The organism is Acinetobacter sichuanensis (assembly GCF_003024515.2).
GTDB classification, from domain to species: Bacteria; Pseudomonadota; Gammaproteobacteria; order Pseudomonadales; family Moraxellaceae; genus Acinetobacter; species Acinetobacter sichuanensis.
Window position 1 is genome coordinate 1 of record NZ_PYIX02000079.1, and the last position, 5,739, is coordinate 5,739.

Below are 5,739 nucleotides of genomic sequence, written 5' to 3' on the forward strand. Positions count from 1 at the left end.
TTGAAAACCCCTCTAAGTTGCAAGACTTAGAGGGGTTTTTGTTTATAATTTTAAATTACAAGTTACTTATCCTTGTTTAAAGCAAATTTTCGCTTCTTAATTACAGTAATTGGCTTTTCTTGTGGAGCCATATTTTTCTGAATGGTTCCCTGCTTCATCTCTACTGGGACAGCACTATTTTCAGTAGTCTTTGGACTAGATTCTTTAGGCTTTGACTCTGTTGGCTTTTGCAGAGTTGCTTCCTTATTTTTAATTTTTATATAAATTTTATGAGCAACTGTATTGTGCTCCTTAATTTCCCTGTTCTTATCAGCCAATTTTTTATACTGTTCTTTAAAAGGTTTTATAAATTTTTTGATGGCTGATAAGAACACGGCTTCTTCAGGATATATGTCCGCTAATGTCTTAGGTGTTTCCTTTTGCACGAAATTGATGAGATCGGCTGGAAATTTTTTAAGAATCTCTGGAGTAGCAAAGCTTACAAAATCATAGTCATGATAAGAAATTACAGCATATCGGGTATTTTTCTTAGTCGGACTTTTAATATAACCTTTGACTGTTGCCTCTCCTTGATCAAGTAACTTTTTCAAATAGAAATCTTTGATTTGGTTTTCTATAAGCGCATTACCTCTATAGAACCTAAGCTTCTGACTGATTTCCGCCTGTTCTTCCAGATTGTCTTCATCAACAAGTTTTAGCTGTTCGGATTGGTCAAGGAATTGAGCATAATTATATTGAGCAAGTTCGGATGTCCAAATCAGCAACTGATCAAGATTTTTAGGCATAGGAACTTTCAAATCATTCAAATCAAGCTTTTTAATGGGCGCAAGTTCTTCTTCCTTAAACTCTGTTCTTTCTAAACTTGATTGCTTTAACATAATAATTTCCTTAACTTCCACTAATTTTAAACATAATAAAAATTATAAATGAGTGCTTAGAGCCTTCATTTTCAGATTCAGCTATTTGGGGTCAATAACGCATAAATCCCCATGCTTCCCATAGCCACACTGCTCTTTCATCACTCGGACGCAAGGCTTGGACTCGTCTCCAACGGCACAACTTTGAATATCAAACTGAATACCTTGCTGCTTTAAACTCTCGATCTTTGGAATATTCTCTAAAGGCTTAATATAAGATGCAAATAACCATGTCATAGTCAGTATGAAAACTGAAAAAACACCTAAGAAAGTGGTGATTAACTTCCATGAAAATTGATCACTGGCTGATTCAATCGAGTTTTTCAAGCGTCCAAGCGCTTTAGCGGTCTTAATAAGTTCTGCTGTACCGTCCTGTAAGCCATCATTTACCGCTTTTGATATAGTGTGGTGGGTTTGCCCAGCAATAGTGCTTTGAATGTGTTCTTTCGTGATTTGAAGCTCTTTAACGGCCTGATTGACTAGGTTCTGCTGTTGTTCTGCAACTGCCATCAGTGCATATAGCTTTTTTTCATCAGGTGTCATCGGCTCATCCCTCTAAACTTCATTGTTTTCTGTTGCTCTCTTTCTAATTTCTGCTGTTGTTTGTACTGTTCCAAAGCAAGCTGTTTAAAGCTGTCAAAATCAGCCTTAAAGCTCTCAATACCCTGTTTAATTTCTTTGTCTGAAATTGGGCTGTTTTTGAGGTCTTTCAGGTCTTTTTTAGGGTCGCCTAAATCTAGTTGCTCAAGCTCTTTATAGGCTATACGTGACTGTTGCAAGGCTTCCCTGATTTCAGGGTCTTTAGCTTGGCTTGGTAATAGTTTCTTTTCGGGTTCTTTCTCTACGCCTTGCTCTTTGTAGCTTCGCATATCAATACGGCTGTCAATTTGGTGTTTTTCTAAATGGCTGTTGCATAAATCTGCCCATCTTTGGCGTAGGTCTTTAATATCGGTTTTTCGTTCCTGGTAAGTCTTGCCTGTATTGTCTTTTTTAGCTCCGCCACGTTCAGGATTCTTGCTGTTATAGCGTTTAAAATATTGCTCTGGATCTCGCTCGATTCCATCTTGTAGACGTTCATTAAACATGAGGTGAACGTGAGGCTGATCGTTGCCGTCCATTGCTTTAGGGTTATGGATCGCAAACTGATACGGATATTTTGAGCCAATTTCAGACTGAATGAAGTCCTCAACCAGTTCTAGGCGTTGCTCGGCATTCATCTCTCTAGGCAGGGCAATTTCATATTCTCGATAGGTACTGCCATTTTTGCGCTCGTAAAGGTCGGCTGCCTGCCAAAAGTTAATCGGATTATGTTCTGCCCATTTCGGCATGTTTCCATAAGCACTATGTTCAAGATCGGTTTCTGCCTGTTCCTGTTTCAGCTTCTTTTCTTCGTCCCGATCTATATATTCGGCATGCGGTGCTGCCTTGCCTGCCTTACCAACTTTGACACTTAAACGAGCAATCGCCATTAGGTTTTATCCTGTTCCTTTTTTTGGTTGCGTTCCTTCTTAAACGCTCTTTGATCGAATATCGAAGCAAGTACCATAATGAGGATGAGTAGCGGTGCTGCGATCACGCCAAAAATAATATCTTTGATCTTTCCCCATACCTGTTTTAGTTGCATGTTGTTGCTCCTAGCGTTGGTACTTCTTTTTTTCATTCAATTTTCAATTGAATGAAAAAAAGAAGTTTCAGGGTTTTAGGGATGAAGTCCCTAACGTGCTTAGGTTTCTCAATGAAATTGAGAAACGTCTAAGCGCGCCATCAAACTTTTGATGGAAGTACAGGCGAAATTCTCTAGAACGAACTTTAACAAAATTGCGGACATCGGACGTAATTATTTTGTTATCGTTCTTTGAGAATTGAGCCTGTGCTTTTGCGGCATCTGAATTAATGGAATCAAATATGAATAATGATTGGCTATCTGAAAAAATCACCTATATTTCTGCTTTAAAAAGTCCTAGTGATGTTCAAAAACTTTTATTGGAATTAGCCAAAATCCAATACCGTACACCCGACCAAGAGAAAAAACTGAATGCTTTGATTAAAGCCGAAAAAGCCATAGAACGAGCGAATAAGCAAAAAGTAGCAGTTAGAAAATTACTGAATGCAGAGAAAGAAGCTGAACGTAAAGCGCGTACACGTCACTTGATTCAGTTAGGCGCACTGTTTGAAATTGCTAACCTGGATAAACGGGACCCCGCCGAACTGCTCGGTATACTACTTAAAACAGCGGAGATTGATCCTAACGATATGAAATGGCAGATTTGGAAAGACTTAGGTCAAGAGGTGTTAAATCAACGTAAAAAGACTGAAAAACAAAGTAATTGATTATGCAGTTAAGCTACTTAAAACCGTGGAACATTGCTCACTTATTGATCGTGGAACATGAAAAATCATTAAAAAAGCCCAAGTAGGCATACTTAGGCTTTTTAGGATACGATAAGGCTATGAATTATAAGAAATAATATTTTGCATTTCGTATAATCTGCATTATGTTAATTGTAGGAAAACTTAAATTAAAATACTTAAATAAGCTATTCTTAGTATTTCATGCACACCATCTAACGAATAATAAATTTCTGATATTTGAATCAGAACATTTGTAATATGAAACTAAATATTAAGTGCTACTGAAAGCTATCTTATTGCAGATAAGATTAAAAATAGTAATGGTATAGCTTAACTATTTAAAAAAATGAGAATAAACCCTCATTAAAAAATCTATTTTTATTAAATTTTAACGATATGAAAACGAAAAATTTATCAATATTTTTAACGGTATTATTGATAGCCTGCTCAGATGTTGATGACAATCCGAAACCAGATAGAACGCAATTTGAAATACTGTTAGAAAAAGCTCAGCAAAATGATGCAGAAGCTCAATATAATTTAGGCCGTATGTACCACTATGGTGAAGATGTTCCCCGGGACTTTGCCACCGCTAAGGCTTGGTACGAAAAAGCTGCTGCTCAAGGTCAGTTAGATGCCCAAGTTAATCTAGGCGTTATATATAACAACGGGAGCGGTGTTCCTCAAAACTTTAATACCGCTAAGGCTTGGTACGAAAAAGCGGCTGCTCAAGGTCATGCAGAGGCTCAGTATAATTTAGGTACTATGTATTACTATGGTGGAGGCGTTCCTCAAAACTTTGCTACCGCTAAGGCTTGGTACGAAAAAGCAGCTGCTCAAGGGGATATAAGGAGTCAGAATAATTTAGGCTTTATGTATACTCAAGGCCAAGGTGGGCATAAGGACTTCAATACCGCTAAATTTTGGTACGAGAAAGCGGCTGCTCAAGAGGATACAGACGCTCAGTATAATTTAGGCCTTATATACTTAAATGGAAGAGGTATAGGTAAGGACTTAAATACAGCTAAAAAGTGGTTTAAACAATCCTGCGACAATGGAAATCAACAAGGTTGTGATGAATACCGAATCCTAAACCCACATTAATAAAATTTATTAATATTTTTAGTTAACAATTAACAAAAAATGGTTGAATCTGTGGACGCTGTTTTTGTGATTCCATCCAAAGTGAATACTTAGATTGAACACGCATTAACAGGTCTGCACTGATTCCCAAAGCATCATGCAAGCGTAAAGCTACATCTGCGGTCACTGGCGCTTTACCGTTAATAATTCGAGAAAGTAAAGGACGTGTCACTTGAATACGTTCAGCAAGTTCTGTAATGGTGATCGCTTGTCCTTCTTCTTTTAAGCCATCTAACCATTCTGACACTAACTCACCTGCATGAGCTGGATTATTCATCATCATATTCACCTCAATGGTAGTCCTGATAGTCCACGATATACGCATTACCATCTTTAAAAATAAAAGTCAGACGCCAATTGGCACTCACAGTGATTGACCAATGATCTTTTAATTTACCTTTCAAAGGATGAAGCTTCCATCCAGGAAAATTCATTTCATCAATGCTTTGCGCTTCATTCAAAGCAGTTAATTGTCTTTTTAACTTGGTTGAATGAACAGACTGAATACCTGCTGTAGAACTGGTTTTAAAAAATCGTTCCAGTCCCTTATGATTAAAATCTACAATCACAAAAAATCATCCTTTGTATAGTTTTAATATACAGCAATTCGTTCAGTAAAACTATACAGAAATATAGAATCAAATAAAATCAAAAGCCTTAAAAACAAATGTGCTCACTCTCTCAACTCGCCCCCAAAGCGTCGCACTTCGTGCTTTGGCTTTGGTGAACGGTTGAGAGAGTTTCGGCAATACTCACCCTAAGGGCAGTCATTTAAAAAAATGACCTATCCCCTAAGTATTGCCGATTTACCTGTATATATTTGGCTTCGGAGCCACGTATATCGGTCGTATCCGCACATAGTTTTGCTGACTATGCAGACAAGGACTCAAAGTCTTGCACTTCGCTCCACGCGCTCCCTGTCGTTACATTGCCTGTATCTCTGCGAGGGTTTCCCCAACATGCAACTTAACAAGTCCTATGTAACTACTCCCAACGCTCCGCCTATGTGAAGTTCCCCTGTAAGCGGTTTAGCCTTTCGACTATAGCTACAATACGCCAGTGACACTTATTCCTACCACACGTAATGCATGCCGACCGTAAAACGGACACGCAGAAGCGGGCAAAGCTCGATCTAGGATGCTTATTTGATGGTTTAAAACACGAATTAACGAAGACTTATCATTTTGAGGCTTGATATAAACACTGTTTATTGTGAAAATAGAGTTCAGGTACAAGCCTTTTGGTGAAATCATAACGGTCGCCAAACCTTATGATCTTCGTTACTTGATGTTAGTTCCATCAAATAACTGCGTACCGCTGAATTTAC

8 protein-coding genes are annotated in these 5,739 nt (G+C 38.0%); 2 read left to right on the forward strand and 6 right to left on the reverse strand.

Annotated features, from left to right (window positions below; all coding sequences use genetic code 11):
- Positions 1 to 62: 62 nt before the first annotated feature.
- The 4 genes from C9E89_RS21175 to C9E89_RS23420 form a co-directional block, all read right to left on the reverse strand.
- Positions 63 to 878: a hypothetical protein gene (locus C9E89_RS21175; RefSeq protein ID WP_107010119.1), complete on the reverse strand. Its 816-nt coding sequence runs from the start codon at positions 876 to 878 to the stop codon at positions 63 to 65.
- 81 nt (positions 879 to 959) lie between these two features.
- On the reverse strand, positions 960 to 1,460 hold the full coding sequence (locus C9E89_RS21180; RefSeq protein WP_107010120.1) for a hypothetical protein: 501 nt from the start codon (positions 1,458 to 1,460) through the stop codon (positions 960 to 962).
- Positions 1,457 to 2,386 (reverse strand): MobA/MobL family protein, encoded by a 930-nt coding sequence (locus tag C9E89_RS21185; protein WP_032491912.1) that lies wholly within the window; start codon positions 2,384 to 2,386, stop codon positions 1,457 to 1,459. The genes C9E89_RS21180 and C9E89_RS21185 overlap by 4 nt, the downstream gene beginning before the upstream one ends.
- Positions 2,386 to 2,541: a hypothetical protein gene (locus tag C9E89_RS23420; protein WP_169031083.1), complete on the reverse strand. Its 156-nt coding sequence runs from the start codon at positions 2,539 to 2,541 to the stop codon at positions 2,386 to 2,388. The genes C9E89_RS21185 and C9E89_RS23420 overlap by 1 nt, the downstream gene beginning before the upstream one ends.
- A gap of 281 nt (positions 2,542 to 2,822) precedes the next feature.
- Here C9E89_RS23420 and C9E89_RS21190 point away from each other — a divergent pair, with 281 nt between their 5' ends.
- A complete protein-coding gene (locus C9E89_RS21190) occupies positions 2,823 to 3,248 on the forward strand; it encodes a conjugal transfer protein TraD (RefSeq protein ID WP_107010121.1) in 426 nt (141 codons plus the stop codon).
- A gap of 417 nt (positions 3,249 to 3,665) precedes the next feature.
- Positions 3,666 to 4,373, forward strand: a complete 708-nt coding sequence (locus C9E89_RS21195; protein WP_107010122.1) for a tetratricopeptide repeat protein — start codon at positions 3,666 to 3,668, stop codon at positions 4,371 to 4,373.
- A 22-nt stretch (positions 4,374 to 4,395) separates the two neighbouring features.
- On the opposite strand, the gene C9E89_RS21200 is transcribed toward C9E89_RS21195, so the two are convergent.
- Positions 4,396 to 4,692 (reverse strand): HigA family addiction module antitoxin, encoded by a 297-nt coding sequence (locus C9E89_RS21200; protein WP_213069658.1) that lies wholly within the window; start codon positions 4,690 to 4,692, stop codon positions 4,396 to 4,398.
- A 10-nt stretch (positions 4,693 to 4,702) separates the two neighbouring features.
- Positions 4,703 to 4,981: a type II toxin-antitoxin system RelE/ParE family toxin gene (locus C9E89_RS21205; RefSeq protein ID WP_087704769.1), complete on the reverse strand. Its 279-nt coding sequence runs from the start codon at positions 4,979 to 4,981 to the stop codon at positions 4,703 to 4,705.
- Between the last annotated feature and the right edge of the window lie 758 nt (positions 4,982 to 5,739).